The organism is Marinobacterium sp. xm-a-152 (assembly GCF_013282965.1).
Classification (GTDB): Bacteria; Pseudomonadota; Gammaproteobacteria; order Pseudomonadales; family Balneatricaceae; genus Marinobacterium_E.
In genome coordinates this window covers 1-26,957 of the sequence record NZ_WBYI01000001.1, presented here as the reverse complement: position 1 = coordinate 26,957, position 26,957 = coordinate 1, and the positions used below count along the sequence as shown (strand labels likewise).

Annotated in this window: 26 protein-coding genes; 12 read left to right on the top strand and 14 right to left on the bottom strand. The window is 44.6% G+C overall.

Annotated features, from left to right (window positions below):
- Positions 1-52: 52 nt before the first annotated feature.
- On the bottom strand, positions 53-976 hold the full coding sequence (locus XMA152_RS00130; RefSeq protein WP_173480770.1) for a hypothetical protein: 924 nt from the start codon (positions 974-976) through the stop codon (positions 53-55).
- A gap of 138 nt (positions 977-1,114) precedes the next feature.
- The gene (locus XMA152_RS00125; RefSeq protein WP_173482322.1) at positions 1,115-2,641 is read right to left on the bottom strand and encodes a hypothetical protein; all 1,527 of its coding nucleotides are present in this window, start codon (positions 2,639-2,641) and stop codon (positions 1,115-1,117) included.
- A gap of 885 nt (positions 2,642-3,526) precedes the next feature.
- Between XMA152_RS00125 and XMA152_RS00120 the strand changes: the two genes are divergently transcribed.
- The 5 genes from XMA152_RS00120 to XMA152_RS00100 all read left to right on the top strand — a co-directional run bounded on the left by XMA152_RS00120 (position 3,527) and on the right by XMA152_RS00100 (position 8,514).
- Positions 3,527-4,210 (top strand): hypothetical protein, encoded by a 684-nt coding sequence (locus XMA152_RS00120; protein ID WP_173482321.1) that lies wholly within the window; start codon positions 3,527-3,529, stop codon positions 4,208-4,210.
- The gene (locus tag XMA152_RS00115; protein WP_173482320.1) at positions 4,210-5,499 is read left to right on the top strand and encodes a DDE-type integrase/transposase/recombinase; all 1,290 of its coding nucleotides are present in this window, start codon (positions 4,210-4,212) and stop codon (positions 5,497-5,499) included. The genes XMA152_RS00120 and XMA152_RS00115 overlap by 1 nt, the downstream gene beginning before the upstream one ends.
- Before the next feature lie 96 nt (positions 5,500-5,595).
- Positions 5,596-6,147, top strand: a complete 552-nt coding sequence (locus XMA152_RS00110; protein WP_173482319.1) for a hypothetical protein — start codon at positions 5,596-5,598, stop codon at positions 6,145-6,147.
- On the top strand, positions 6,140-7,051 hold the full coding sequence (locus XMA152_RS00105) for a TniB family NTP-binding protein (protein ID WP_173482318.1): 912 nt from the start codon (positions 6,140-6,142) through the stop codon (positions 7,049-7,051). The genes XMA152_RS00110 and XMA152_RS00105 overlap by 8 nt, the downstream gene beginning before the upstream one ends.
- Complete coding sequence (locus XMA152_RS00100) at positions 7,051-8,514, top strand: TniQ family protein (RefSeq protein WP_173482317.1); 1,464 nt, start codon at positions 7,051-7,053, stop codon at positions 8,512-8,514. The genes XMA152_RS00105 and XMA152_RS00100 overlap by 1 nt, the downstream gene beginning before the upstream one ends.
- A gap of 547 nt (positions 8,515-9,061) precedes the next feature.
- On the opposite strand, the gene XMA152_RS00095 is transcribed toward XMA152_RS00100, so the two are convergent.
- Genes XMA152_RS00095 through XMA152_RS00085 form a run of 3 tightly spaced genes read right to left on the bottom strand, consistent with a single transcriptional unit; the run spans position 9,062 to position 11,809 of the window.
- Positions 9,062-9,895, bottom strand: coding sequence for an SDR family NAD(P)-dependent oxidoreductase (locus XMA152_RS00095; RefSeq protein WP_173482316.1), 834 nt, complete (start codon positions 9,893-9,895; stop codon positions 9,062-9,064).
- Positions 9,896-9,905: 10 nt separating this feature from the next.
- Positions 9,906-10,403 carry a hypothetical protein gene (locus XMA152_RS00090; protein WP_173482315.1) on the bottom strand — a complete coding sequence of 166 codons (498 nt, stop codon included), beginning with the start codon at positions 10,401-10,403 and terminating at the stop codon, positions 9,906-9,908.
- The gene (locus XMA152_RS00085) at positions 10,403-11,809 is read right to left on the bottom strand and encodes a DUF2130 domain-containing protein (RefSeq protein WP_173482314.1); all 1,407 of its coding nucleotides are present in this window, start codon (positions 11,807-11,809) and stop codon (positions 10,403-10,405) included. The genes XMA152_RS00090 and XMA152_RS00085 overlap by 1 nt, the downstream gene beginning before the upstream one ends.
- A gap of 210 nt (positions 11,810-12,019) precedes the next feature.
- Between XMA152_RS00085 and XMA152_RS00080 the strand changes: the two genes are divergently transcribed.
- The gene (locus tag XMA152_RS00080) at positions 12,020-13,381 is read left to right on the top strand and encodes a TrpB-like pyridoxal phosphate-dependent enzyme (protein ID WP_173481485.1); all 1,362 of its coding nucleotides are present in this window, start codon (positions 12,020-12,022) and stop codon (positions 13,379-13,381) included.
- Between the two features lie 148 nt (positions 13,382-13,529).
- On the opposite strand, the gene XMA152_RS00075 is transcribed toward XMA152_RS00080, so the two are convergent.
- The 5 genes from XMA152_RS00075 to XMA152_RS00055 form a co-directional block, all read right to left on the bottom strand.
- Positions 13,530-14,222: an aspartate/glutamate racemase family protein gene (locus XMA152_RS00075; protein WP_173482313.1), complete on the bottom strand. Its 693-nt coding sequence runs from the start codon at positions 14,220-14,222 to the stop codon at positions 13,530-13,532.
- Between the two features lie 19 nt (positions 14,223-14,241).
- Complete coding sequence (locus tag XMA152_RS00070; protein ID WP_173482312.1) at positions 14,242-15,141, bottom strand: nucleotidyl transferase AbiEii/AbiGii toxin family protein; 900 nt, start codon at positions 15,139-15,141, stop codon at positions 14,242-14,244.
- A complete protein-coding gene (locus XMA152_RS00065) occupies positions 15,138-15,908 on the bottom strand; it encodes a type IV toxin-antitoxin system AbiEi family antitoxin (RefSeq protein ID WP_173482311.1) in 771 nt (256 codons plus the stop codon). The genes XMA152_RS00070 and XMA152_RS00065 overlap by 4 nt, the downstream gene beginning before the upstream one ends.
- 112 nt (positions 15,909-16,020) lie before the next feature.
- Complete coding sequence (locus XMA152_RS00060; protein ID WP_173482310.1) at positions 16,021-16,326, bottom strand: hypothetical protein; 306 nt, start codon at positions 16,324-16,326, stop codon at positions 16,021-16,023.
- Between the two features lie 43 nt (positions 16,327-16,369).
- Positions 16,370-17,905 carry a chloride channel protein gene (locus XMA152_RS00055; RefSeq protein ID WP_173482309.1) on the bottom strand — a complete coding sequence of 512 codons (1,536 nt, stop codon included), beginning with the start codon at positions 17,903-17,905 and terminating at the stop codon, positions 16,370-16,372.
- Positions 17,906-18,024: 119 nt separating this feature from the next.
- Between XMA152_RS00055 and XMA152_RS00050 the strand changes: the two genes are divergently transcribed.
- Complete coding sequence (locus XMA152_RS00050; protein ID WP_173481492.1) at positions 18,025-19,191, top strand: cation diffusion facilitator family transporter; 1,167 nt, start codon at positions 18,025-18,027, stop codon at positions 19,189-19,191.
- Between the two features lie 54 nt (positions 19,192-19,245).
- On the opposite strand, the gene gorA is transcribed toward XMA152_RS00050, so the two are convergent.
- On the bottom strand, positions 19,246-20,604 hold the full coding sequence (gene gorA, locus XMA152_RS00045; protein ID WP_173482308.1) for a glutathione-disulfide reductase: 1,359 nt from the start codon (positions 20,602-20,604) through the stop codon (positions 19,246-19,248).
- Positions 20,605-20,963: 359 nt separating this feature from the next.
- Here gorA and xthA point away from each other — a divergent pair, with 359 nt between their 5' ends.
- Positions 20,964-21,779, top strand: a complete 816-nt coding sequence (gene xthA, locus XMA152_RS00040; RefSeq protein WP_173482307.1) for an exodeoxyribonuclease III — start codon at positions 20,964-20,966, stop codon at positions 21,777-21,779.
- A 5-nt stretch (positions 21,780-21,784) separates the two neighbouring features.
- Here the strand turns inward: xthA and XMA152_RS00035 are convergent, their stop codons facing one another.
- Positions 21,785-22,687 carry a universal stress protein gene (locus XMA152_RS00035; RefSeq protein WP_173482306.1) on the bottom strand — a complete coding sequence of 301 codons (903 nt, stop codon included), beginning with the start codon at positions 22,685-22,687 and terminating at the stop codon, positions 21,785-21,787.
- A 204-nt stretch (positions 22,688-22,891) separates the two neighbouring features.
- On the opposite strand from XMA152_RS00035, the gene XMA152_RS00030 reads away from it, so the two are divergent.
- Positions 22,892-23,215, top strand: coding sequence for a metalloregulator ArsR/SmtB family transcription factor (locus tag XMA152_RS00030; protein ID WP_254442871.1), 324 nt, complete (start codon positions 22,892-22,894; stop codon positions 23,213-23,215).
- On the opposite strand, the gene XMA152_RS00025 is transcribed toward XMA152_RS00030, so the two are convergent.
- Together XMA152_RS00025 and XMA152_RS00020 are read right to left on the bottom strand one after the other, a co-directional pair.
- Positions 23,212-23,523 (bottom strand): branched-chain amino acid transporter permease, encoded by a 312-nt coding sequence (locus XMA152_RS00025; RefSeq protein WP_173482305.1) that lies wholly within the window; start codon positions 23,521-23,523, stop codon positions 23,212-23,214. The genes XMA152_RS00030 and XMA152_RS00025 overlap by 4 nt on opposite strands.
- Positions 23,502-24,176 (bottom strand): AzlC family ABC transporter permease, encoded by a 675-nt coding sequence (locus XMA152_RS00020; protein ID WP_173482304.1) that lies wholly within the window; start codon positions 24,174-24,176, stop codon positions 23,502-23,504. The genes XMA152_RS00025 and XMA152_RS00020 overlap by 22 nt, the downstream gene beginning before the upstream one ends.
- A 212-nt stretch (positions 24,177-24,388) precedes the next feature.
- Between XMA152_RS00020 and XMA152_RS00015 the strand changes: the two genes are divergently transcribed.
- The 3 genes from XMA152_RS00015 to rarD all read left to right on the top strand — a co-directional run bounded on the left by XMA152_RS00015 (position 24,389) and on the right by rarD (position 26,772).
- Positions 24,389-24,577: a PA3496 family putative envelope integrity protein gene (locus tag XMA152_RS00015; RefSeq protein WP_173482303.1), complete on the top strand. Its 189-nt coding sequence runs from the start codon at positions 24,389-24,391 to the stop codon at positions 24,575-24,577.
- A 219-nt stretch (positions 24,578-24,796) separates the two neighbouring features.
- A complete protein-coding gene (hisC, locus tag XMA152_RS00010) occupies positions 24,797-25,873 on the top strand; it encodes a histidinol-phosphate transaminase (protein ID WP_173482302.1) in 1,077 nt (358 codons plus the stop codon).
- Positions 25,870-26,772 carry an EamA family transporter RarD gene (gene rarD / locus XMA152_RS00005; RefSeq protein ID WP_173482301.1) on the top strand — a complete coding sequence of 301 codons (903 nt, stop codon included), beginning with the start codon at positions 25,870-25,872 and terminating at the stop codon, positions 26,770-26,772. Before hisC ends, rarD begins: the two co-directional genes overlap by 4 nt.
- The last annotated feature ends 185 nt before the right edge of the window (positions 26,773-26,957 follow it).

Genomic DNA, 26,957 nt, shown 5'->3' with positions numbered 1-26,957 from the left:
TATATGCAATGAAATAAAATTGGCTCACACTTATAGTGTGAGCCAGAAAAAGCTAGAAGTCGAAATTAAGTTCCGATCTTTCTTTTTGCTTGTAGCGGGGAGGTATTGATTTTATCGCACTCCAATTTAAGAGATCTTCCTTATCGTCAGTAAGAAGTTTGTCTGCAATTTGTGCCAAATCAATTCCGATAGCACTATACGAAGAGATGTTAACGAAACGTTGAAATGACTTATCAACTCCTCCCAGAACTTTATTTTCAGCCATAAGGGTATAAGGGTTCTTTGTCTTTGTTTCCAAATACGGAACCTCATGCTCTACGATCCTAGATACTTTGAGTATCTTGAAAGTCTGATCATTCGAAAGAGTGTCGAAGAATTCAGGTGCTATATTACTGTGATCAATCGCTATCGATTCAATTGCATACTGCTCAACCCAGTCCGAGAAATTTGCAGCACTCATATCGGCGGAATACATTTTTCGATCACTAAGCAGCTTATACATGATCTTCCAAAGATCATTCTTACTGTCTGACAACAATTCTAAAGGTAAGATTCTATTAGGTAGACTCTTATACTTCCTAGATAACAGATCAAATGCATCAATGAATCGCTCCCAGCGATCACTTTCATTCACCTTATCTCTTACAGGAATTGCATCAGCTAGTTCCAATGCCCTTGATGTAACAAATCTTAGAAGCGCGTCTTGTACAGGGCTGTATAACGTATACCTCAGCTTAGCTGAGTGCTCTGAGTGTGATAGCTCATCATTTTTTTCGGGGTAGGCTTTCTTGAATAAATGAAATAACGGAGAAGCCATCACAACGTCTTCATTACCAATTTCACTAATTATTTCGTAAGCGTGGATAACTTCGTCTGCTGTGAACAGTTCACTTAAGTTGCCATCAAATTGGTAATCAGTTTTACCAATTCTGTATAGACTAGGTCTTTGAGTTAGATTTAATTTAATATTCTTCATTTGCGGACACCTCTTTTTATTATTATTAATCCGTAATACAAAAATATAATTTTAAAGAAAAAAAAGCAATAATGAATTTTTGTAAAAATTCATGACAAATTTTAAAAATAAAAAGGAGGCTTCCGCCTCCCTATTAAATCAAGCCAACATAAAGTCAACAACTTCTGAAGTTTTCATACCATCTATGAACATTTTCTTAATATTTCGAATCAGATAAGGCGTTTCAGAATCACAAACCACGTAATTATAATTTAACCACTCCATCAGTTCTTCAATATAATAATCAAGATTATTTTCTTCCGAGCTATCTAAATTAAAATCTAAGGTATCATTCTTAGGTAAATAGGCTGCGCTTATTGTTTTAGTAGAGAACGGTGAAATGTGAGAAGCTACTCTCAAGTCATAAAAAGGATTCATCCCTTCATTGATGCACAAAAAGTTTCTGATCGTATCTCTTTGACTGGGCAGCAAAGAATCTGGCTCATGAAGAACAGCAAATAGATCATCTCTCATATCCGCAATTAAGTTATAGCTTGCCTGCAAGGCTTCAGGAGCATACCGAGCAGCATTTACAAGCCAGACATGAATCGATACGAAATACTCTAACTGCTGTAGACGTTCATCACTAGCTAGCAAATGCGCCAAAGAGACCAAGTTGTTTCTAATTGATGAAACTACACCGTTTCTAGCTCTAGACTCTCTGATGTTTGATCTAGCGTCTTGTAAAGCCACATTTGAACGCGTGTATCCTATTGAATGATCTAACCTGCCAACATGAAAATGTTTACGTTTGAATTTTCGATTCTTATAAGGTCGGTGAAGAATCATTGAGACAAGATCAATCACATCAAGCTCTACCAACTCTTTGCTGTAATTCATGAAATTATCGAATCCTACATCCCTCACAGCCTGCTTCTTAGAGGAAGCAAACACCCTTTCAAACTCGAGCGGATTAGTTTCTGACAAAACTCTCAAGCCCTGGCTCCAAGCGTTTTGCTGTTCAATCTTGCTTGCCAAATGGGTTCTTGTTATCCCCTCACACCGATTCAGTGTTGGTGTTTGAAAGGCACAGTTCAAGATGCTTTTCCCTTTAGCATGATCAAGCCGACTCATGTCAAAAGCTGACTTTTTACTTTTACCCGTAATCACTTTCACAACGTCTTCTAAGTCGGGTGATGAGCAAGTAATGACTGTGAACTGAAGTGGGGTCATAGTCATCCAGTAGTCTGGCTGAGACTTTTGACGATCGAAGCTATTGTAGAAGAGTGTTCTTAACTTAGATTCAATGTAGAAACGTGCATCATCCTGAGTTAGCTGAAGATCAAAATTCTCTGCTAACCTAGCCTTTAGTAATGCAGTACAGGTATCAAGATAGTAAGGATCAAACGTAAATATACTCCAGTAAGGAACACGATCTCCTTTCGATAAAATGCTTTGAAACATTTTGTTGTGCTTAAGATCTTTTGCGTCAAAATCCTTATGATCTTTTTTTATTTTTCGGAAACGTTTTCTAGCTTTATCAACTTTTGACCAACCAAACTTTTCATTTAAAATTTGTCGAACTCTTTCTTTGGTTAGTCCTAACTTATTCCCAATAGCTTCTAAGTTAAAACCTTCACTTTCAGCAATGTCCCACAATTCTTTTCTATCAAATGCATAAACCATGTTTCGATTCCTCTTTATATTTGCCACAAGGGCAAGACGGGAAGAAACTTAAAACCATACAAGAACGATAGCAAACAACCAAAATGGTCACATATTACTAAATCGAATATGGCAAATTTTTACAACAAGAACAAACCAATTGTGAAATAAATCAAACCCAAGAATAAACCCTCAAAAAATACCGACTTCTTAACAATCAATATCTTATATTTTTCAGAGGGTAATTTTTCTCAGCTTATTTTAATATTAAATATTTTAAAAATTTAAAACGAAATATTTTAAACAAACCAATAAAAATCAAATCAACATAAAAGGCTTTTATTTAATAAAGGTTTATCATTTTTTGTCTTATGAAAATAAAATCTAAACAGAACAGGCTAACAACAAATATTTTTTCTACCAATCTCACTTTGACTCAGTAAACCCATCCTCTTAACACTGTCTAGCAAGTTGATTCGACATCTCTGAAAAACACATACGCTGGACTTCACCTCTCCCCTAACTTTATTAACAAAGCTACAAAACTTGTTGATCTGGATTTCATGTATGAGCAAAAAATTCACATCAAAGCATCTTTTTTAAAAAAAAATTAAAATTTTTTTGCGAGCACTTTTATGGGTTTGAGAGGCAAATTCGTGAAAAAAACGTGACAGTAATCTCGGCTCGAAGTGGCGAGCTAATGGACACCTGGAAGTAGCGTGAAAACTGAATATGGAAAGAGATCAGCTTATCAATACTCCATAAAACTCAACGCGAATATTTTACTAAAACTACAATGACCCGTATGAATTAAACCAATAAAATCAATGGCTTATGCTTGATTTAGGCATTGACACCCCTTGCTCATATCGTTATCGTTTAAAGCATCAAGGCAAAGGAGAACGTATGACGAAACAAATTTTTGATCTAACAAAACAATCAGGAGAACGCACACTAAGAGCTAATAATTTTTATAATAAAACTTCTTCGAAGAAGTTATGTGTCAAACAGAACCCTACCCACGGCACTGCAATTCATTACTCGCAAAAGCTTAATGATATTCATGAATTGAAACCCCATGAGCGTGATTACGCTGTAATTCTTGATTGGTCTGATGACGTTGTCTCTTACACATCAAATATCCAGCTAAGTGCATCCATCAACAAAGTTACTAAAACGCAGAAATTTTCGTTTCTTGTGCACTACAAAGATAAACAAGTGCTGGTTGATATTGGGTCGAGTCAATCTCCACGTCACTCAAATCCTAGATTTAGTAACCAGCTTCAACGTATAGCCGCAGCTAATAATTTTGAATATCAATTTCTAAACTCTGAGAGCATTAGAGGACCATTGTTGCGTAATGTTATGCACATTCGGTCAGCATTATCGAAGCCATGCCCTCTCGATGAATTCAAAGAATTTACTCGAGCCTCAACTAGCGAGTGTGCGTCTATCCTTTCGGCACAAGACAGGCTTCGTTCTGTTGGTAAGAATCCTGATCTAATTAGGCAGTTTGTCGCTCATGGTTTAGTGAATGCTGATCTCAACACTCCTTGGACGGAAATGCATATTTCCTGGGAGGCTGCGTAATGACTTCTTTAGCTAATGTATTCAGGCTGAATGAGCCCACTCCAGTTATATATAACGGTGCGCATGCGATAGCTCAGGCATTAGATGCTGACTGCCAAGATTTAACTTTACGTTTCGAAGATGACATTCAACCAATTTTTTTGTCGGGTGATGAAATCCAGCAGGCTTACGGAACAGAACTCACTTTGACATTCGGTTCTAAAAAATTAAAAGCAACCAAAGACCTCACGACAAAACAGCAAATAGAATTTCACCGAATCAAAAAATATATTGATGAGCAATTCAATCGATTAGGAAAAGGGGTTATTGGAAGTGTCTACGAACGACAGAAGACGATTGATATCGTTCGTCATCGAGAGAATGATCTCAAAGGAACATCTCCCGCGACCTTAGCAAGAAAAATTAAACTATTTAACACCGACCCAAGTCTGCTCGCTGAGTCAGTAAAGGGAATTAAACCCAAGAATCGTCAGTCTAAAATTAACAAGATCGTTGAGGATAAAGCTAGAGATTTTTTTGATGACTACTATCTAACACGAGAGCCCGTTAAGCGCTCAGTTATTTATGAGTGGTTCGTTGAAGAATTGAAAGATGAAGGTTTCCCTGATTCTCAAATCCCTTCACTTCAAACGTTCTACAACTGGAGTAAGAGATTCGATCCATTGTTCGTGATTGGATGCCAGGCTGGACCTAGAGAGCTGACTAGAGCTAGTCGAAATGCGGTTAGTAAAATCATATCGAGTCAGATTCTTGAGCGTGTTGAGGCAGACGCGGTAAATCTTGCATGTGGACTTGTCGATGCAAATGGTAAATATCTCGGAACACCTACCGTTTTTGTACTGTTTGATTGTTATTCGCGATCTGTACTTGGTGTACATGTTCAGATTGGTCGAGGAGAAACAGCAGCTAGTGTGATGGATTGCTATCGCCATGCGTTCTTACCTAAAGATGTGGATTACGGAACTGAAAACCGTTGGACTCAATTTGGTCAACCACAAACTCTTATAGTTGATGGAGGAACAGCATACAAAGGCGTCCTTTCTCAATCGTTTCTGATTCAATCTGGAGTTAGTGCTACTGTCGCGCCAACGGGTCAAGGCTGGTACAAGCCGTTTGTAGAGAGATTCTTCGGGACCGTTAGAAGTCGGTTTGCCGAACTGTTACCTGGTTATTGTGGTCGAATCAATGACAAGCGACGTCTAGAGAGAACTATAGAAGAAGAGGCCACTCTGACGTATGAGGATTTCAAATCGAGACTGATTAGTTGGATTGTTGATGAATACCATTAAACTGCTCACAAGGGATTAGGTAAGAGAACGCCTCAATCGGTTTGGGACGAACAGGCATTGAATTACCCTCCATTTGTGCCTACTAACATAGAGCACATGTCGCTTCCTCAAGGTGAGGTCTTACAGCGCATGATCACTGGAGAGCATTCTCATCTTGGTGTCTCCATTAATAATATCCGATACAACGACCGAGAGGGTCGTTTGAAAAAATTGGGGATGCGTTTAAATCAGGATCATGAAAAACCTACTGTAACCTGTAACTACAACCCTAATGACATCTCTTCTATTTCGGTTGTAGATCCATACACAGATGAAGTCTTTGAGGTACGTAACACTGAAGGTATTCCTACTGACACACCTTACGTTAAATTTAAAAGTGAGAGACTCCCCCAAGAATACCAAAGCGAGTCATCTAATCCTGTCGCTAAAACTAGAACTCCAGGGGATAACCTTAAGATTCATGAACGCCAAAAAGAAGCAGAGGCTCGTAGGCGCCATCCTGATATCGAGGTTATTTCTAAAGAGGATTTACTTTCTGCAGTTCAAAACTCTAATGCTAACCAAAACAGCGCTGAGCAAGACACTGAGTCAGGGAGTCTTCCTGTCACATTAGACGAAGATTTATCTGGAGGTTACGACTATGAGTAACCTCGTTGCTGAATTTAATAGTAAAACGATTCTTCACTCCCAGCTGAAGACTGCTATCAAGGCTATTTCCAATACACATAGTATGAGTGGCATTGTGGGTACTGGGATGCTTTTGCTAGGTCCCTCAGGTGTTGGAAAGACGAAGATTTTAGAAAACTACACTAAGACTTACCTAGCTAAACAGACTGGTCTAGAGACTAAAACACTCTCTAAAAAGCCAATTTTAAGCATTCGAATTCCAGCTTCGCCCTCGCCTAAAGCCATCCTTGAGAAGCTCTTAACGGCTGCTGGTCATCCTTTTACCACATCGAACACACAGTCTGTGCTCGAGAAAAGGCTCTCTGCTGTAATTAAAAATCAGCACGTAAGCTTAATTATATTTGATGAATTTCAGCACATGCTTCGTGCTCAGGCTCAGAAAAGCACACGAGCCGTTCTTAATTTCATCAAAGTGTTAATGGATGAAAACCAAATCGCCATTGTGATGGCTGGTACGCCTGAATCACTCGAATCCATTCGTGAACATGAGGAGTTGTATCAAAGGTTCACGCATGAGCACATCACTTTGAAGCCGTTTAAGCTCGATTCACATGAAGAGATTTCTAACTTTTCATCATATTTGAGTGCATGTGAACACATACTCAATGATCTTGGGGTTCACTCTATATCGTTAACTTCAGAAATTAATCTTGCACGCATATACCTCGCAACAGACGGCAAACCAAGACTTATCAATCGCCTTATAGTTAAAGCGATTCAAAGCGCACCAGATAGTGGGAATTTAACACTCATCGACTTTGCACTTGCGAATACTAACCCGCCCCTTAATCCAAAGCTTGGTAAATTTAATCCATTCCAAGCTAAGCCTGATGCCATCAAAAAACGTTTGAAGGTATCTAAATAATGGAATTTGGAGTACGCCCTGAGCCAAAGCAAGAGGAAGATATCTATGGTTACCTTCTTCGTATTATGAGCCTGAATGGAATCATTACTCCTAGTGCTATTAAGTCGGACGAGCTGTCTCTATCTAATATTGAAAGCAACTTTGGCTCTTGGTCGGAGAAAGAGCTCAATAAGCATATAAACGGATTATGTAACTTAACAGGGCTCGCCAAACATCGTCTAAATTTGCTATGGAAAAAAGCACATCCAGAATGGACCTTCAACCAAAAACGGATAATACAATCACTAAGAACAACGTCTCCTCGCTGCTGTTTAAGCTGTCTCTCGGAATCAATGTCGTTTAACAAAAATTGGTCAAACGTCACATTGACTGTATGTGATTTGCACAATGAAAAACTTATCGACAAGTGCCCTCATTGCGATACTCCCTTCACATGGAATTCATCCATCTTCGAAAGCTGCCCGCACTGCAAAACCGCATGGAAAAGTTTAGATCCAGATGAAAGAACACTAAAACCTAGTGCGGCAGAAATGAAATTCAAAAATTTAAGTAATCGCGAGAAAATCAAAGCTTCAGATAGTTTTGCCAAATGTTTGATACGAGCTATTCGTCCTTTGGATATTGAGCCCTTTCAAATGCGAGAAGTTCCACAGGTTATTTTAACGTCAGAAAACATAAGAAATGGCTTTTTGCTTTGGTCGAGCTCAGTCGTACGAGATGATCACAAACGAAATTTTGAAAGACACTGGATGTCTGTCTCTCCTTTGGTGGCCAAGCAATACCAAGATATTGTGATTCCTTATCTGTACAGTAGAGATATCAAAGAGCCCATTTACTCATATGAATCTTGTAACAACGAAACTGATAAAGCGCTTAGACCCGCAATCCAAAAGTTAATCACTGAAGATCAGCCAAGTCATACAATTGTTTCTCCAAATATCTTTGCGAAGACTCTTGAGATTGATAAGCAAGACTTACCTGCACTGTGCAAGTGCAACCTGGTTAAAACAATCAGAAAAACAACTGTTGTTAGAGATACATTGTATGACGTCAGGTCTGCTGAAAAACTCATTAACTCTATCGCTAGTTACAGTGAACACACATCAATAGATTTAATTGAGGTTAGACCTGGCGACTCCGTTTTTGATAGACACTTAACAAGGTATGGATGTCTCTTAGCCGATATCATTCTTGGCAAGGTATCTGGTTATCGTTGTTCAGAGTCACTCAAATGCATCGTTCTAGATAAAACTCAATTTTACGATTGGCTCGCTGACCAATTAAAGACTAACTGCAATGGCAAAATTTCTCTTGGAAAAGCCAAAAGAATAGGTGGATGTCTATTCAAAGAAGCTTCTCTCGAAAGCCTGCTTTGCAATGGAGAGATCAAATACACCCGAGTTCAAAAAGATAAGATTGAAGTTGATGGCTTGTCTCTATACCAGTTCATAACTACGCACTAAATACTGACCAATACTCCCAAACCATAGATCTAAAAAGGCCAATACCGTAAGGGGAATTGGCCTTTTTTATGGCTATTTTATATAGAAAAAAAACTGTAGATTACACTTCTAAAAAGCTGTAAAGTGCCCATAAACATTGGCTTTGCGCCTATTTCTGATCATCAGCAGAGTATCAATCTTGTCTTTAAAAAACGTAAGGAATATCACCCTTAGCTTGAATGCAATATCAAGCCTAATTTTAAAGCACCTCCTAAGTTATTGATTTTAAGAAAGCGCCAGTCTCACTCTTAATTTGAAATAACAATTATGTTATTTCAAACTAAGTTTGATACTGGTATCAACATTATTTGAATTTAAAGCTGTGCATTGGAGAGGACTGTGGATGTATATTAAAAAAACCTAATATTTAAATTCAAATTAAGCTTGATACTTAGGTTATAAAGACAAGGAACTAGGGTTTACTGGTACGGACTTACTCTTCCAAGAACTAGTCAAAAGCCTTGATGAATACCTTTGCTCTTATATTAGTAACATCACTTAGATTTATTTATCGATCCACTATTCTTAGCAAACGATCAAGCTGATGCTTAGGAAGCAGCTTTTCTAACCAGAACAGCGCTTTGGTTGGTGGTGTGATGTAGTAATTCGCTTTGGGTTTTCGTGCATTGATGGCATGGTCTAGCGCTTTAAAAACATATTCTTGTGGGTAGTTTCCAGTGCTCTCATGATCAGGCTTATTCAGGCGTGGTAACACAGTTTCATTGTAAATATCTTTGTTAACAGAGCGCTCGACATTCACATGTTTCAATAGCGCTTTTAAAGCGTTAGCCCTGAATCTACTTTCCACGGGACCTGTATTGAGGAGACTGAACTCGATACCACTGCCTTTCATCTCCACTCTCATGGATTGAACCATGCCTTCAAGGGCGTATTTGCTTGCGACATAAGCCCCACGACAGGCCATACCAACAAAGCCTAATACAGAGCTGTGAATGACGATTCGCCCCTCCCCCTGCTGACGCATGTAAGGGATAACAAGTGTATTGAGTTGGTGCAATCCGAAAACATTCACCTTGAACTGTTCTTCAAACGCTTCGACGGGTAAGTCTTCTACGAAACCTGCTTGGCCAAACCCTGCATTCTGAAAAACTACGTCAATACGGTTATCAAGTAACACCATAGCATCATTAAAGCCTGAGTTGATGCTAGCGTAGTCGGACATCTCCATGTGAACCGTTGGGATACCTCTAGATACGAGTGTTTCAGCATCTTCAGCAGTCCGAACGGTCCCAACAACGCGATACCCCTGTTCCTTTAGGCGTAAAGCGCAGTGGTAGCCAATACCGCCAGGTGAGGCGCCTGTAATCAAAATATGTTTCATGAGTCATTCATTACTGTTTGTTAAATTCAGGATCAGGTGGAATGATCTCTTTTTGCTTGTACTCACCATTGCCATCGGCTTTAGTCACCACATAACCCTGAGCTTGTTGGTTCGCAATGTACTGCTCGATACACTGTGCGATGCCATGATCCAGAAAATCTCCGACATCCCCCTGAGTTTTCCAAGCCTCCCAAGCATCAATATCTTCTTGCGATAACGTTCTAAAGAATGGGAAGTCATTCATGAAGTCACCTTCCCAATACATATTTCCATCGGGAAGGCCTATGACCACCCGAACGAACTGCATCATCTCTTCGCGTGTCTCAGGTATTGGTGCTGTGACAGGTGTTGCTTCCCAGACATCGGTGGGCTTAAAGGGTGGTGGATTCTCCGGTGCAGGTGTCCAGTACCAAAAATGATTCTCGGGTGCTTTAAACCAATTTTTGTCGGGTGGCAGGATATGGTCCTTGTAGATAGCGACCTTCAAGCCTGATGGGAGAACGGGCATTATTCATTCTCCGTCTCAGGGCTATCGAGCTCCGCAAATTTTGCTGCCATCGTAGGATTCTTACGAGTGAGCTTTTTTACGGTGACATCTTGGGCTTTATCATTCGCTAAGCGCAAATTGTTGTCCGACTTCAGCAGAGCTTCCCGTGTTTTCTGCAGGTGGTTAATCGACTTATCGATCTCATCAATCGCGGTCTGGAACTGTCGAGAAGCAAGATCATAGTTACGTGAGAAGGCATCTTTAAACTTATTTAAGTCGTTTTCAAAATTGGTGACGTCAATATTTTGTGCTTTCACCAGTGCCAACTCTTGTTTGTATTGCAACGCATTGGTCGCCGCGTTTCGTAGTAGCGTAATCATCGGAATAAAGAACTGGGGACGAATGACGTACATTTTTGGATATCGGTAAGAAACATCGACGATACCTGAGTTGTATAGCTCACTGTCGGGCTCGAGCAGAGAGACAAGCACAGCATATTCACAACCCTTCTCGGTGCGGTCTTTATCGAGCTCTTTGAAGAAGTCCTCATTTTTTTTCTTAGTAGCCGTTGTATCACTCTCATTCTTCATTTCGAACATGATTGAGACGATCTCAGTGTCTAACTCATCAAAGTCTTTGAATATGTAATCGCCCTTACTGCCACTGCGATCGTCGTTATCTTTCTCGAAGTAAGCGTTTGGGAATGCAGTCGCTCTGAACTGGTTAAACGTGACTTCACAATGCTGCTCAAGGGTCTCACCCACCATTTTGGTGGACAGCTTCGCTTTTAGATCTTTCAATCGCTCGATGGCTTCATCACGATCTTTGATCTGCGTCTCGTACTTCTCTTTGAGGTTCTGCTCAGAGATCTGTTTCTGCATTTCAGCTTGATCGAGGGAGTACTTCAGCTGATCTCTCTCTTGTTGAACAGTTGAGACAGCTTGAGTGATTGCAAGTTGCTGTTCAGTGCTTTTCGCCTCAAGTTGAGCTTTGAGCTCGGCAATGGTCCGCTCTTGTGCTGCAGCGTTTTCTTGGTGTTGGCGAATGAGCTCTGCAGAGGCGAGTTGTTGGGCGGTATCGGCCTCTTTCTTAACTTGCTCTAGAGTGTTGGCTAGAGTGTCACGCTCTTTCTCAACGGCTTTGAGAGCTTCTGAGACGGCCAGTTGTTTGGCAGTTTCATTTTGCTCAAGTTGTGACAGAAGTTTTTGTATTTGAGCGTCTTTCTCAGCCGTGGCTTGTTGTACCTGAGCGGTAGCACGCTCACTGGCTAAGGCGAGTTCATTTTGTTTTTCTTTCTCTGCCAGAGCGAGGCGTTCATGAAGAGCGGCATCGAACTCACTGTCATGGACTTGTTTCAGGATATCAGCGTAGCCCGCTTCATCGATTTTGAAAGCCGTATCGCAATGTGGGCAGATGATTTCGTTCATAAAAACTCCAAGGTTTCTGAGTAAACAGTCCCAGTGGGTAAACGCTACAATCAGCACAAGTACAAATATTGAGACACTTTATTTTGTCATTTCAACGACTCAATAACTACCAGTATCCCAATTAAATCCTCATTAGATTGATGGTTGAACTTACATTTTAAAATCGTTTAACCTCATATAGCTGAATCCTAAAAATAAAAGAGAGGCAATATGTTCGAGAACGATAACAAGATTTTACTAACCGAAGATGAAATGCCCACGCAATGGTATAACATTCTTCCCGACCTCCCAGAACCAATGGCTCCACCGCTTCATCCAGGCACGATGCAACCAGCAACGGCTGAGGACTTTGCACCATTATTTCCGATGGCGTTAATAGAGCAAGAGATGAGCCAAGAGCGCTTCATTGACATTCCTGGTGAGGTTCTAGACGTTTACAAACTATGGCGCCCTTCGCCTCTCTTCCGTGCTCGTCGTCTAGAGAAACTGCTAGATACACCGGCTAAGATTTATTATAAATATGAAGGTGTTAGCCCAGCAGGCTCTCATAAACCTAATACAGCCGTACCTCAGGCTTATTACAACTACAAAGAGGGCATCAAAAAACTCACTACTGAGACGGGTGCAGGGCAATGGGGTACCTCTTTAGCGTTTGCCTGCTCGCAATTTGGTATGGAGTGTGAGATCTGGCAAGTGGCTGCCTCTTACCGTTCAAAGCCTTACCGTAAAACAATGATGGAGATATATGGTGGAATACTTCATCCAAGCCCATCAGATCGAACGGAATACGGCCGAAGCTTATTGGCTGAGGATCCAAACCACCCTGGCTCTCTAGGTATAGCGATCTCTGAAGCGGTGGGTGAAGCTGCGGCTAACCCAGAAGCACGCTATGCACTTGGCTCCGTTCTTAATCACGTGTTGATGCACCAAACTATTATTGGCGAAGAGGCACTGTTACAGCTGGCTAAAGTGGGTGAGACACCAGACGTATTAGTAGGCTGTACCGGTGGCGGCTCTAACTTTGGTGGCTTAGCATTCCCGTTCTTGAGAGAGAAAATGGCCGGTAAGATGAATCCGACCATACGCTGTGTTGAGCCCTCTGCATGCCCTACCCTGACACGTGGCGAGTTCCGTTATGACTTTGGCGATACAGCCGGCATGACACCGTTAATGAAGATGCACACGCTTGGACATGATTTCATTCCAGATACCATTCACGCGGGTGGTCTTCGTTATCACGGTATGGCGCCTTTGGTCTCTCACCTCTATGAGTTGGGTATGGTCGAAGCGATTAATATTCCTCAAACGGAATGTTTTGAAGGAGCGCTGAAATTCGCTCGCACTGAAGGCATTGTTCCTGCGCCAGAGCCTACTCATGCGATTGCCGCTGCTATTCGTGAGGCACTGGCGTGTAAAGAATCAGGTGAAGAGAAGGTCATTCTGACTGCACTGTGTGGCCATGGTCACTTAGATTTAGCCGCTTATGAGAACTTCTTGGCGGGTCAAATGGTTGATGCGGATCTAGAACAATCCGTTATCGATAAATCGATGGAAACCGTACCAAACCTTTAATAGCCGTTTGGTAATCCTACTCCAAAAGCCGCACTAAATATTGGTGCGGTTTTTTTTGAGTAAATGCTTGGCTTATCTGGAATGGAATGCTTCGGAGACATCAGGCAAGGATCCAATGGGGTCATTAACTCTTTACCTGTAAACTTCATTATCGCAAACAAGCATTCACTGCAGCTTGTGCATGAATCTCTGTCGTGTCGAAAAGATCGACCTCTGTATCTTCTTGTTTTACTAGCAAGCCAATTTCTGTGCAGCCCAGGATAACTGCCTCCGCACCTTCTGCTGCAAGTCGATCAATGACAAGTAAATATCCATCCTTCGCCTCAGCAGTGACTGTGCCTAGACAAAGTTCCTCGTAGATAACTCGGTGAATAAAGGAGCGGTCATTAGCATCGGGCACAATGACATCGAGCCCGTATTTATCTGTGAGACGCCCTTTATAAAAGTCCTGCTCCATTGTGAAAGCAGTTCCGAGCAAACCGACCTTTTGGATACCTCTGGATACCAGTGTTTCCGCTGTTGCATCTGCGATATGGATGAGCGGAATATTGATGCCGCTTTCAATTTGTGGCGCCACTTTGTGCATTGTGTTGGTGCAGATAAGTAAGAAATCAGCGCCTGCTGCTTCAACTCTCTGAGCAGCCTCTGTCAGAATTTCAGCTGTACCGTCCCAGTTACCCTCGTGCTGGAGTTTCTCAATCGGATCGAAGTCGACGCTATAAAGTGCAATTTGAGCGGAGTGAAGACCACCGAGTCTTTTCTTAACGCCTTCATTGATGGCTTTGTAGTAGCTAAGCGTACTTTCCCAGCTCATGCCGCCCAGTAGACCGATAGTGTTCATGTAAACCTCTCTGACATCTCTATCTCTTCAAGTAGTCATCCAATGCTGATAAGTGTGCACGGTATACGTCAGGTTTCTGGTTTTTAAAATTTTGTAGATTTAGTAACTTCCACTTGATGGCGGGGAATACCTGAAAATTGTAATGAGACCAGTCCGGCTCGAGTCGGTTAACACCCAGTAAGAACTCTCGATCAACATCATTCAGTAGTGATTTGACTCTGGCAATGAGCAGAGCTCGTGTCTCTTCGAAATCTGTATAAGAGAAAGTGACGTCACTCATGCCTCTGAATTGATTTTCATAAGCCGCACGTTGATCGCTCAAGCGAGGATTCAACATTTCATGAGTCGGGCGATTAGAGCAGAGCAGTCCGTAGATGATGCCTAATTTCACATTATCACCGATTCCCTCTTCATCACTGAGAAGGCGGACATCAAACAGATCCCTCGGGTGTTGGCGGTCTAATGCTGCACATATCTTTCCACCATAGAGTTGAGATAGAGGTACAACGGGTATAGCGCAAAACACATCGAACTCTTCTTGCGCCCTGTCACACAGCGGCATCCGGTTAGCTTCGTGGAGCAGTCCTCGTCCAATTGTGTTGACCTCAAGTTTGATCTTTACACCCTGATCATCGACTAAGAGCTTACAAACATCACTACGATGCTGAACCTTGATCGAACTACGCAAACCTTCGATTCGAGTTTTGATTCGCTCTAACCCCGCGTTAATGCCTTGCAGGGCGGTATTTCGATCGTCAAATCCAATATAAGTGAGATCGATATCTACGGACAACCGCGGCATATCCCGAATAAAAAGGTTGATAGCCGTGCCACCATGAAGCGCAAAGCTGGACTCTCTGGCAACCTCCGGGAGCACGTCTAACAGCAGCTTTACCTGGCGTTTGTAACCGTTATTCATTGGGCACGCTCCAGCTCTGGTGGAACTGTTATTTGGTATTTGGGGACATAGACGCCCTCGTTCACTAAGGCGCGCTTGCCCTTCCCAAGGTCGATCTTTTCGACGTTCAGATGGTTGAACCACTCGTGACCTGCTTTGTCAGCTAAGTATAAAAACAAGCGCTTCACTTTTACTGAGGTACAACTCTCCAATAATTCTTGAACACGGCTTGGACGCAGATTATTGAGCCCTTCCATTAGTTCATAAACTTCGAGCAGTGACTGTTCAGCGGGAGCCAAATATAGACATTCAAGGATGGCTCTCACAGCGGAAGATATTTTTACAGAGAAACCTTCATACGTATGTTCGATTAACCCTATGCTGGGCGGAAGAAAGTCAGAACGGGTGTATTGAGGTCGAACACCCCAGTCGTATTTCTGAAACCATGAGGGGAGTGTTTCTCCCACTCTGCCAAATAGACGCACCTCATCCAGGGCAAGTTCCAGATAGTGCGCCTTGCCCTGTAGGGTAAGCGCTGTTCGTCCGCCGAGATGAACGGATAAGTTTAGCTGCGTTTGTAGTGCGTAGATTGCGCCGAGATAGCTTACACAGTCATTGTGACGAACCAAGGCACCACGTCCGATCGAATCAAACCATCGGCTTTTCCGATACTGTTTCTGCAGATCAAGACTGTAGCCTTGTGTCGTCAGCCAGGCAGATGCGATCACAACCCCATCGGGTTGTGATGTCAGAAGGCGGTTTAATTTACTTCGATTATCGGTATTCATGATGCCAATATATTAAACAATGTAAACTAAAGCAAGAAGAAGGTTTAATATTATTTGATTATAGGTATTTAAAATACCTATATATTTGAAAATATAAACTCAAGTTCGGGTGCTAGGTGATACAAAAACGAACTAGACCATCTAGGTCATGGGTCTTTCTCAGTGCCACAGTTTTACCCATCTCAGCAGGTATAAGCTGCGACTCGATTAAACCAAAATACTCCATAAAACGATCGAAACTGCGCACGGTGTAGCAGCTTTCGAAACGAGCGTCCGCCTCTCGGTAATCACTGTCAACTATCTCCATCAAACCCATTGGGAAGGCCTCTAGAAACAGCTGAATGTAGAACGATTCTGGTTTAGGATGATCACCGTACGACTGAACAAGATGTAGTGGTGAATAGATCCACCTAGCCACACCTCATCTATACAGTCACACTGATTAAAACGCGCAGCGATTATCACTCACTCGCCTCTTTAAAAAAGCGTTCAATGTCGTCTCTTAGCACCCTGCCTATGAGTCGGCCTTTTCTAGAGACAAGCAACTCATCTTGACCACTCGATTGCATCAACTCCATCGCCTGTAACAGGGTCGCTTTGGACTCAATCACTACCTGTTCATCCGTCGCAAAATCAGCATCACTTTCACTCAGCTGAATCATTAACTCTTTAACGCTGTGGCTGGTCATGACGCGTCTGTAGATTTTCGTGTTTCGACTCACCCCTTGAAGCAACAGCAGTCGCTCAAAGATCGAGGGGCGGTTAAAAAGCGATCGCATGATCAGGTCTGATAGTACGATTACTGTAAGGGCTAGCGTTAGGGTGTGAACATTCCCGCTTAGTTCAAATACGGCCAGCAGCGCTGCCAGTGGTGCATGTATGACCGCTGATAACATCGCAGCCATTGCGATTAGCGATAGGCTTGCCTGATCAATCTCAAAATCGGTACCGAGTAATTGATACCCAAGGATGGATCCAATCAACGCGCCTAAGGTAAGCGAGGGCCCTATCATTCCTCCAGGTATGCCTAGGCCGATTACCAGAGGCGGTATAAATAGGTAGAAGAGAAGTAATAGATAGAGGGCTTGTTCCGCATAGGCTTGATCAAGGGTACCCAGCATCACTTCGTGTACAGGGATGAACAGGATCGGCTCATAAGCAACCAGCGCACCAACTAACAGGCCTGAGAAGATCAATTTCGCTGGCCAATATTGCCCACGCTGTTTTGCTAATCGCGTGACGATCTCGTGAAACAGAAACGCCGCGACACCGATGAGTACTGCCAACAGCACCAGAACTGGCAGGTGAGCAAACAGGTCACTGCTTTTCAGGCTGTGACCCAACAGTTCTGGAGAACCAAATAGGGCTCTGGAGATGGCATCGGCACTGATGGAAGCGACAATAATGGCGGTAAAGCCGACCAGGCTGTATTCAAGAAGAATGACCTCCATCGCAAACAGAACACCGGCTAACGGGGTATTAAAGAGCGCAGCGATGGCGGCCGCAGAGCCGCAGCCTATCAGCAGCCTTTGATAACTGTTAGAGACGCCGACTTTGGTGCCCAACCAACTACTGAACGCCGCACCAATGTGAACCCCGGGCCCTTCACGACCTACGGGTTGTCCGGTGCCTATGGCCAAGGTCGCACCCACGATCTGATTCAATAAGTTTTTAAAGGGTAAGGCGCCATGTTGGTAAGAGAGGTGCTCAAAAAGATGCGGTATGCCCACTCGGCGGCTGTCTTTAGATTGACCACTCCAAAAGAGCCATAAGAGCACAGAACCCGTTACAGGCAGAGCAAACAGAACCCAAGGATTGGATGTCGATAACCCAAGCCCGCTAACCAGTTCAGTCGGTAGCGTAATGAGCCAACGGAACAGCCCCATCACCAATGCGGTGACGACGCCGACGGCGATACCTAATAGCACAAGCTGGGGTAACTTATTAAACGACGCTCTACTTGAGTTAGGTGTCGTATCTGACGGCTTTGAAGACATGTCGCTAGGCCAATAGTCATGAATGAATAGACAAAATTTTATCACATTCATTTTACAGACACTCTGGCCCTGAATGCCTTAGTCACTTATCCTTATCAAAGTTAACTCTGGGAGCTTTCATGCAAAACGAATTGGATACCCGCCGTAAAGAGGCCGAAAAAGTCACACTCATTGGTTCAGCCGTCGACCTCTTTTTAGGGGTGACTAAAATTGTGGTTGGTTTTTTTGCCAACTCGGCTGCCCTGATTGCTGACGGTGTTCATTCGCTCTCAGATCTTGCCACCGATTTTATGGTGATTGCGGTTCTGCGCATTTCCCATCAAGAGCCCGACGAAGATCACCCTTGGGGGCATGGTCGTTTTGAGACGGTGGGTACCACGGCGCTGGGTGTTGTCTTGATTCTGGTGGGTCTTGGTATGGCCTACGAGTTAATCAGCAATCTATTCTCAGGTGTCCCTGCCGAGGTGCCTACCTGGCCGGCTCTGGTTGTTGCTGCTATCTCAATCATCTCTAAGGAGTGGATCTTCCGTTATAGCCTTGCGGTGGGCAAGCGCCTTAAATCGGATCTATTGATTGCGAACGCCTGGCACTCACGAACTGATGCGCTGTCATCGATTGTGGTGTTCGTTGCACTCATTGGGGCCATGCTCGGTTGGGTTTGGCTTGATGCAGTGGCGGCAGTATTGGTAGCAGGCCTAGTCACTAAGATCGGTTGGGGACTGGTTAAACGCAGTCTTACGGAGTTGGTTGATACCGCCCTACCCGAGGAGCAAGCCGCCGAGTTTCGTGCTGTTGTAAATGAGGTTGAAGGCATCATTAACGTTCACGACTTCAAATCACGTCCCATGGGAAGCCAGATCATTCTAGAGATGCACCTTCAGGTTGCACCACATTTGAGCGCCAGCGAAGGCCACTATTTAGGGGACCAAGCGGTCTGCGCGCTGACCGAGGCGTTTCCGGAGATCAGCCAAGTGATCTTCCACATCGATACCTACAATGATGAGCATTTAGATGAGTTGAGCTGCCCGATCATGCCGACTCGTGGCACCATTCGAGAAGCGGTTGATGCTGCATTGAACGATGCCGTTGGCAGCAGCAGTGGTTATCAACTGCAGCTCTACTATTCGCCGAAGAAGGTTGATTTAGAGATTCGTCTACTACCGGCTATGCAGCCGTTGTTGGATGAGAAATCACTGACTCCCAGCCAGTTGAAGCAGGCGCTTAAAGAGACGTTAAGCAAACACAGTTGGCTTCACCATCTAGAGGTGCTGGTTGTTGCACAATAAGAAGTAACACACTGGTATCGGCCATTAAACATACCGATACCAGTGGCTTAGAACTTAACGGGTTTTCTGCCTCATTGTGACAAACTCTTCAGCAGCCGTTGGGTGAATGCCGATCGTTCGATCGAAATCACGTTTAGTCGCGCCCGCGATGACTGCAACTGCAAGACCTTGCAAGATTTCACCAGCATCCGCACCGACCATATGAATGCCCACGATTTTGTCAGTGGCAGACTCCACGATCAGTTTCATCAGTGTGCGCTCTTCACTACCCGAGATGGTGTGGCGCATCGCTCTGAAATCTGAGACGTAGACATCCACGCTGTCAAAGCGTTCACGCGCCTGCTCTTCGGTTAAACCCAAGGTGCCAATATTAGGCTGGCAAAAGACCGCCGTTGGGATTAACTCATAGTTAGGCAGTTCGCCCTCACCGCTGCCATAGAGGTGATCAACCAACGACATCGCCTCAGCGAGCGCGACAGGCGTTAACTGAACACGATCGATCACATCACCTAAGGCGTAAATTGATGGTACTGAACTTTGGAAATGATCATTAACCTCAATGGCACCTTTGCTATTCATCGCAACGCCTGCTGATTCGAGCCCAAGGTTGGCCGTTTTAGGCACACGACCTGTGGCGTACAGAATCTGATCAACAACACGGACTTCACCGTTAGACAGGGTCACATCGAGTGCACCATCAGAACGTTTCTCAATGCTGGCGACATCGGTATTAAAGCTTAATTTAATGCCTTTGCGAGCCACTTCAGTTGCCGTGAACTCGCGCACCTCTTGGTCAAAGCCACGCAAGAATAGATCGCCTCGGTAGACCAGTTCCGTTTGTGCTTGCAGACCGGCAAAAATACCGGCGAACTCAATGGCAATGTAACCACCACCGACCACCATGACGCGCTGTGGGAAGCTGTCTAGATCAAAGACTTCGTTTGATGTGATGGCGTGCTCTTTACCGGGAATATCGGGCACAAATGGCCAACCACCGACAGCCACCAAGATACGCTCAGCCGTGATCGTCTCGCCATTCACGCTGACTGAATTAGGACCTGTAACCGTTGCGCGTCCATTAATGCGGGTACAACCTGAGTTATCCAACAATTTACCGTAGATGCCATTAAGGCGAGCGATCTCGTGCTTTTTGTTGTCACGCAGTGTCGCCCAATCAAAGCTGACGGAGTCTGCATTGACACCAAAGCCGCGACCCTCTTCGATCTCTTGCATGTACTCCGATGCATAGACGTAGAGTTTTTTAGGCACACAACCGACGTTGACACAGGTACCGCCCAAATGGAGATCCTCGGCCACGGCCACTTTAACCCCTTTCGCTGCCGCCATACGCGCCGCACGCACACCACCAGACCCTGCACCAATAACAAAAAGATCGTAATCGTAACCGCTCATGCTCTACCTATCTGAGATCATTAATATTCAATCACTTAAGCTTACCCTGTGTGAGAGGCTGCATCCAATTAAGAAGCGCAAATGATGTGATTGAGTAGGGCTATTGGCACCGGTGTCTGGCCTTCAGCCTGACATCCACTATCTCAGCGTTTTCCAGGTAAGTAGTAAAGCATACTTGCGGATGACAGGCTGAAGCCAGTTAAGTCCAAGGATGGTCTGTATGCGGTCATTGCAGGAGCAAATTACTGTCACCGAAAAGATCGCCTCATCTTTGATAAGGCTCCAACAATAACAGGGTTATTCTTTTAACCCTCCCCCATTTTCGGTAGCATCCAAGCCACTAAACTTTGGAGGTTGTTATGTTTGTTGTCTCGTTTAATACCAATGGCATTCGTGCGCGTTTTCATCAGTTGCAGGCTTTGGTGGATAGCCACTCGCCCGATGTCATCGGTATTCAAGAGACCAAGGTGCATGATGATCAGTTCCCGATTGAAGAGATGGAGAAGCTGGGTTACCACGCCTATTTTCACGGTCAAAAGACCCACTACGGGGTTTGCCTTCTCTCTAAAGAGCCGGCTTTATCGATTCAAAAAGGGTTTGTCACCGATGAAGAGGATGCTCAACGTCGTATGATCATCGGGGATTTCAAAACAGCCAAGGGAGAGACACTGCGTGTCATTAACGGCTATTTCCCGCAAGGCGAGAACATAGCTCACGAGACAAAATACCCCGCTAAACGCAAATTCTACGCAGATCTCAGTGATTACCTGCAAAATGATAATGACCCCAACAGCAATCTACTTGTGATGGGGGATTTGAACATCTCTGCGACCGACAAGGATATCGGTATCGGTGAACCCAACCGTGTGCGCTGGCTGAAAACCGGTAAAACCAGCTTCCAACCCGAGGAGCGTGAGTGGTTACAGCGCCTGTATGACTGGGGACTGGTTGACTCATTCCGTGAACAGCATCCAGAGACCAACGATCTGTTTAGCTGGTTCGATTACCGCAGTCGCGGGTTTGAAGACACCCCTAAACGGGGTCTGCGTATCGATGCGATCATGCCAACCAAACCTCTGATGCAAAAGTGCGTGGAGACCGGCATCGATCTTGACATTCGTGGTATGGAAAAGCCTTCTGACCACGCACCTGTCTGGGCTAAGTTCGATCTTTAAATACTTTATTGATCGTGAATAACCAAAATATCGGACTCTATTCTTTTTAAAAGACGTGCGGTGGTGCTGCCCATTAAGAAGCGCTCCACCCACCCTTTTTCGGGTGCGCCCAGAATCAACAGATCGATCTTCTCTTGCTGACAGAACTCAGGCAATTTTTCATCCGCATCCCCCACAATCAATTTAAGCAGTGGCGAACCCAATGGACGGTTTAGAGGTTCAATCAACGATTCAATTCTTTGACGATGCTCCTCACCCACCTGTTTTTGAAGCGACTCAAAATCTTCCACTAAATGCTCATCATAGATGACGCTCTGTGGAAGTGTTTGAAAACAGTGAACGACATGAAGCTCAGCTGACAGCCGTTGTGCAAACTGATCAGCCACCTCAAGCAGTTGCTTCTCCAACCTGTGATTGCGACTATCCAGATGGAACGGATCAATGGCTACGGCAATCCTTGGGTGGGCCTGCCAGGGTTGATCATTGGCTAGCAGAACCGGTTCATGGAGACGGCGGACCAACTCTTGCTCATCGCCACCGATTAGCCAATCCAACAGATCATGTTTTCTGACACGGGGTACCACCATCAAGTCAGGCTGGTAACGATCTGACTCTTCTAGTGCCGCTTTAAGAAAGCTAGGGTGCCAACGAATATCAGCCGCTACATCCTGTGGTAGGTCTAACTCTTCGATGTGCCGCTCAGCTTGGTTGAGCCTGTGCGTCACATAGAGTGCCAACGCATCCTCTTGTGATGGTTGATCTTCCGCCGTCGCCGTTTCAAACGCAGCGTTATAGACCGACTGAAACCACTCGATATGAGACGACTCCGCAAAGAGTGCCGACGCTTTTAACAGCGGCTGCGGAGAGTAGTGTGACTCTTCACTAGTGACCAGTACTCGTTGGAACATAAATACTCTCCTGCACTCTACTATGCGATTAATTGCAGTATAGCGTTAACTGTCGAAATGAGCCTGACTCAGCGCAATTAAGGGCGATTAATAGATTCGATAGGATAATAAAAATTTACAAACCCCCATCAAGTCGTTATATTCAAAACTGCTAATTAAGCAATTTCACATCCCTTTGGGGACCGATCATTACCGAGTTCAACTATGACAGATACACAACGCCTACCCGCAGACACATTAGAGCTAATGCGTGAAAACTCAAAAGAGGCCGCGCGTTTGATGAAGGCACTCGCGAACGGTAGTCGCTTGATGATTCTTTGCTACTTGGAAGGTAAAGAGCTCTCTGTCACCGAACTAAACGAGCATCTGGATCTTAGCCAGTCCGCCCTGTCACAACACCTAGCAGTGCTGCGTCGTGATGGCCTAGTTAAAACTCGTCGCGATTCGCAAACGATCTACTACTCACTTGAAGGCGATCGTGCACAACGAATTATCAGTACTCTGCACGGCATGTACTGCGGCATTTAAATCAATAGCATGTACAACAGGCTGCCCAGCGCAATGCTGAGCAGCGCATTTTTGCTCAACCACTGAGTCACGGCTACCAGCATTAAACTTCCCAGACTTACTGCCCACTGTTGATTGGCCATCGGCAGATCAGAGACCGCATACACCACCAACAGAACCATTAAAACGGGCGGCAGATATCGACCCAGATACTCCAGTAGTGGGTGCTGACTGTGACGCGATAAAAAGAGAAACGGTAGCGCACGTGTAGCCACTGTTGCCAACGCTGCTAACGCTATAAAGCTGATCAGATAGAGTGACTGGTCCATCGCTGCCTCAAGTAGTTAATTAACATTAGAACCAGTGCGGTAGTGATCGATAGCAACAGCATCTGATCTTGCCAAAGCCAAATGGCAACCAGCCCAATCAAACAGGCTATCAACATCAAACCCGCCGCTCTATGCGTTCGATACTGCTCAACGGCCAGTACCACGAACAGTGCCGGCAGCACTATCTCCAAACCTAAATCGGGCAGTGTCAACTGAGCGCCCAATAGAGCACCAATCAATGTACCGAAAACCCAGTAGCTCTGATTGATGCCTGCCAAGCGCCAATAATCTTGCTGCTGCAGGCCGCTCTCTTTTGGCAGCCCGGTTATCAGTGAGAAGGTCTCATCGGTCAATGCAAAGACCATGTAGGCCTTACGCCACCCAGTAAGCTTTAGCGAAGATAGCAGTGTCAGGCCATAGAAGATGTGCCGACTGTTCAGGAGGAAAACAGCCACAAACACTTCTAACAGCCCTGCATGATTGGCAATCAAACCCACCGATAAAAACTGGGCAGAGCCGGCAAACACAATGACGCTGAATGCAACGGCCCAATACCAATCCAATCCCAACTCGGTGACAAACAGCACGCCGAAGGCCATCCCAAGTGGAAGGTAGCCAAATAGAACCGGCAATGAGAGTCTAAAAAGATGCATGCATTCACTTCTCGTAAAAAAGCGATCCTCGCTCAGGCTCTTGATCAGGTCAACTTTATAGATAGTTAAAATATCGATTTTTATTGAAATCAGATTGAAAAAATTAATTTTCTCAAAATTCTAAGCATGAACTATATTCCGCATTAACGGTAACCCTCGACCGTGACTAGCGTCAGAACTGAGCGATCAATTTTATAGAGTGAGATTAAGAGATGGGCAGCAAAGTCCGTGTCGATGAAAAGATCGAAGACCTCGACGATTGGAATGATCAATTCGAAGAGCAAGAGAGCCAACGTAACCGATCCAGATACAATGCTAAGCGCAGACGTCAGATCGAAGATATTATGGAGGATCGCGTTCTCGCCAGTCAGTTACGTGACGCTTACGACGAACTTTACTAGGCTCCCCGTACCACCTAAGTCTTAATAAAAAAGGTTGTGGTCAAAGTTTAACTTTGTTTATATGGAGTTGACTGAAGTTGACCTTAATTATTGAGGGCAAGTTCGGCACACCCGACCGGTGGCAGTATCAATAGCTGACACCGGTCGACCTCTTCTTCTTTCCCTACTTCGCTTCTGATACTATCTCAGCTCAAATTTATCCATTTGTAAGGTTTCGTTATGAGTAAGTTTTGGAGCCCGCAGATCCATGATCTCGTTCCTTATACACCCGGTGAACAACCTAAGGTTGCCAACTTAGTTAAACTCAACACCAATGAGAATCCTTACCCCCCTGCTCATGGGGTTCAGGAAGTGTTAACCGCGTTTGAGACCGATCGTTTACGCCTCTATCCAGACCCTGAGTCTTCTGCGCTCATCAATGAGCTTTCAACCACTCTGGGTGTGCCTAACGAAAATCTATTTGTCGGTAATGGCTCAGACGAAGTGTTGGCTCATGCGTTTATGGCGTTCTTCCGTCAAGAGAAGCCACTGGTTAAACCAGACATCACTTACAGCTTCTACGATGTTTATGCTGATCTATATGGAATTGAGATTAAGAATCAAAAACTTAATGATGATTTCTCAATCTCTTTAGAGGATTACCCACTGGATAATGGCGGTATCATTTTTGCCAACCCGAATGCTCCTACTGGGTTAGCTCTGCCGTTAAAGCAGATCAAAAACCTACTCGATCGCAACACTGAAACGGTGGTATTGGTGGATGAAGCGTACGTCGATTTCGGTGGCGAATCGGCCATTGAGCTAGTGAATCAATACCCTAACCTTGTGGTGACACAGACCTTCTCTAAGTCGCGCTCACTTGCTGGTTTGCGCATCGGTTATGCAGTCGCACAACCCCATCTGATCGACGGCTTGAATCGAGTTAAAAACTCATTCAACAGCTACCCTATGGATATGCTCGCGATCGCAGCTGGCGTTGCCTCATTGAAAGACAGCGCCTACTTCAAGGAGATGTGTGACAAAATCATCGCAACGCGCGAGACCACTCGTGATCGCCTTGAAAAGTTAGGTTTCAACATACTTCCTTCAGCAACCAACTTCCTCTTTGCCGAGCACCGGTATATCGAGGGGGGTGAGTTAATGGGCTACCTACGGACTAAAGGGGTGCTGGTTCGCCACTTTAGTCGTCCAGAGATTGCCAACTTCCTTCGCATCACTATTGGTACCGATGCTGAGATGGATGCATTGATCGACGCACTTAAGTCGCACCCTGATATGGTCGAGCTAGACGCTTGAACCAATCAATAGAGTCACAGCAGAACTCAAACACAGAGTATCGTCAAGGACTCTTCCAAGGCACCCTAGCCTATCTAATCTGGGGCTGCTTTGGACTCTACTTCACCCTACTCGCCGAGGTACCCGCCGACGAGGTGCTAGCACACCGTATTGTCTGGTGTGTGCTCTTTGTTGGCTTGCTGATTCTTCTGCAGAGAAAAATCCGTTCCACCTGGACGATGTTAACGTCCAAAAAGACGCTGTTCTGGTTAACCATTTCATCACTGCTCATCAGTGGTAACTGGTGGATCTATATCTGGGCGGTAGGCAGTGGCCAGGTTATCGCGGCCAGTCTGGGGTATTTTCTATCGCCTCTGGTTGCGGTCTTGTTGGGGCTGATCTTTTTTAAAGAGCAACTCAACAGGCTACAAAAAACATCGGTCCTTTTTGCCTCCGTCGGGGTCTTATGGCAGATAGTCGCCATTGGTGAGTTCCCTTGGATCGCTGTCAGCCTCTCGCTGCTGTTCGGCTTTTACGGAGTCGTGCGTAAGCAGATAGCGGTCGACTCAGTCAGCGGATTGTTGATTGAGACCCTAATCATGTTGCCGATCGCATTGATCTACCTTAGCTTGCTGACCACCCAGGGTGTCGATCATTTCGGTGCATTCACTTGGGAGTTAATCGGTGCTGGGGTTATGACCGCTGTACCACTGATTCTGTTTGCCTCTGCCGCAAGAAAACTTCCGTTAGGTACCGTAGGCTTCCTAAACTACATAGCCCCGATCATGCAGTTCCTTAGCGCTGTGTTCATTTTGAACGAAGCCTTCGGCATCGATCGTTTTATCAGCTTTGCTTTTATTTGGGTGGGGCTGATTGTGTTCAGTGTCGATCTATTTCGTAAGGCTAAGGCTAACGGTTAACAGCGGTGTCAGACCTTAGGTCAGACACCAGAGTGTTAAACTGGCTACGCAGCTGCGGGTCTAATGGGATGGTCCGTCCCGCTTCTTAAACGGCATCACAATGTGCCAGGATATTAGTTACCACACTTTTATCCAAAGGAGACGGACCATGACGCAGACTATAACAAACGCAGAAGTACATACCC

What these genes read in the sequence shown, in the direction of transcription:
- XMA152_RS00130 (WP_173480770.1), bottom strand. Translation starts at nt 976, where the DNA reads ATGAAGAATATTAAATTAAATCTAACTCAAAGACCTAGTCTATACAGA.
- XMA152_RS00125 (WP_173482322.1), bottom strand. Translation starts at nt 2,641, where the DNA reads ATGGTTTATGCATTTGATAGAAAAGAATTGTGGGACATTGCTGAAAGT.
- XMA152_RS00120 (WP_173482321.1), top strand. Translation starts at nt 3,527, where the DNA reads ATGACGAAACAAATTTTTGATCTAACAAAACAATCAGGAGAACGCACA.
- XMA152_RS00115 (WP_173482320.1), top strand. Translation starts at nt 4,210, where the DNA reads ATGACTTCTTTAGCTAATGTATTCAGGCTGAATGAGCCCACTCCAGTT.
- XMA152_RS00110 (WP_173482319.1), top strand. Translation starts at nt 5,596, where the DNA reads ATGTCGCTTCCTCAAGGTGAGGTCTTACAGCGCATGATCACTGGAGAG.
- XMA152_RS00105 (WP_173482318.1), top strand. Translation starts at nt 6,140, where the DNA reads ATGAGTAACCTCGTTGCTGAATTTAATAGTAAAACGATTCTTCACTCC.
- XMA152_RS00100 (WP_173482317.1), top strand. Translation starts at nt 7,051, where the DNA reads ATGGAATTTGGAGTACGCCCTGAGCCAAAGCAAGAGGAAGATATCTAT.
- XMA152_RS00095 (WP_173482316.1), bottom strand. Translation starts at nt 9,895, where the DNA reads ATGAAACATATTTTGATTACAGGCGCCTCACCTGGCGGTATTGGCTAC.
- XMA152_RS00090 (WP_173482315.1), bottom strand. Translation starts at nt 10,403, where the DNA reads ATGCCCGTTCTCCCATCAGGCTTGAAGGTCGCTATCTACAAGGACCAT.
- XMA152_RS00085 (WP_173482314.1), bottom strand. Translation starts at nt 11,809, where the DNA reads ATGAACGAAATCATCTGCCCACATTGCGATACGGCTTTCAAAATCGAT.
- XMA152_RS00080 (WP_173481485.1), top strand. Translation starts at nt 12,020, where the DNA reads ATGTTCGAGAACGATAACAAGATTTTACTAACCGAAGATGAAATGCCC.
- XMA152_RS00075 (WP_173482313.1), bottom strand. Translation starts at nt 14,222, where the DNA reads ATGAACACTATCGGTCTACTGGGCGGCATGAGCTGGGAAAGTACGCTT.
- XMA152_RS00070 (WP_173482312.1), bottom strand. Translation starts at nt 15,141, where the DNA reads ATGAATAACGGTTACAAACGCCAGGTAAAGCTGCTGTTAGACGTGCTC.
- XMA152_RS00065 (WP_173482311.1), bottom strand. Translation starts at nt 15,908, where the DNA reads ATGAATACCGATAATCGAAGTAAATTAAACCGCCTTCTGACATCACAA.
- XMA152_RS00055 (WP_173482309.1), bottom strand. Translation starts at nt 17,905, where the DNA reads ATGTCTTCAAAGCCGTCAGATACGACACCTAACTCAAGTAGAGCGTCG.
- XMA152_RS00050 (WP_173481492.1), top strand. Translation starts at nt 18,025, where the DNA reads ATGCAAAACGAATTGGATACCCGCCGTAAAGAGGCCGAAAAAGTCACA.
- gorA (WP_173482308.1), bottom strand. Translation starts at nt 20,604, where the DNA reads ATGAGCGGTTACGATTACGATCTTTTTGTTATTGGTGCAGGGTCTGGT.
- xthA (WP_173482307.1), top strand. Translation starts at nt 20,964, where the DNA reads ATGTTTGTTGTCTCGTTTAATACCAATGGCATTCGTGCGCGTTTTCAT.
- XMA152_RS00035 (WP_173482306.1), bottom strand. Translation starts at nt 22,687, where the DNA reads ATGTTCCAACGAGTACTGGTCACTAGTGAAGAGTCACACTACTCTCCG.
- XMA152_RS00030 (WP_254442871.1), top strand. Translation starts at nt 22,892, where the DNA reads ATGACAGATACACAACGCCTACCCGCAGACACATTAGAGCTAATGCGT.
- XMA152_RS00025 (WP_173482305.1), bottom strand. Translation starts at nt 23,523, where the DNA reads ATGGACCAGTCACTCTATCTGATCAGCTTTATAGCGTTAGCAGCGTTG.
- XMA152_RS00020 (WP_173482304.1), bottom strand. Translation starts at nt 24,176, where the DNA reads ATGCATCTTTTTAGACTCTCATTGCCGGTTCTATTTGGCTACCTTCCA.
- XMA152_RS00015 (WP_173482303.1), top strand. Translation starts at nt 24,389, where the DNA reads ATGGGCAGCAAAGTCCGTGTCGATGAAAAGATCGAAGACCTCGACGAT.
- hisC (WP_173482302.1), top strand. Translation starts at nt 24,797, where the DNA reads ATGAGTAAGTTTTGGAGCCCGCAGATCCATGATCTCGTTCCTTATACA.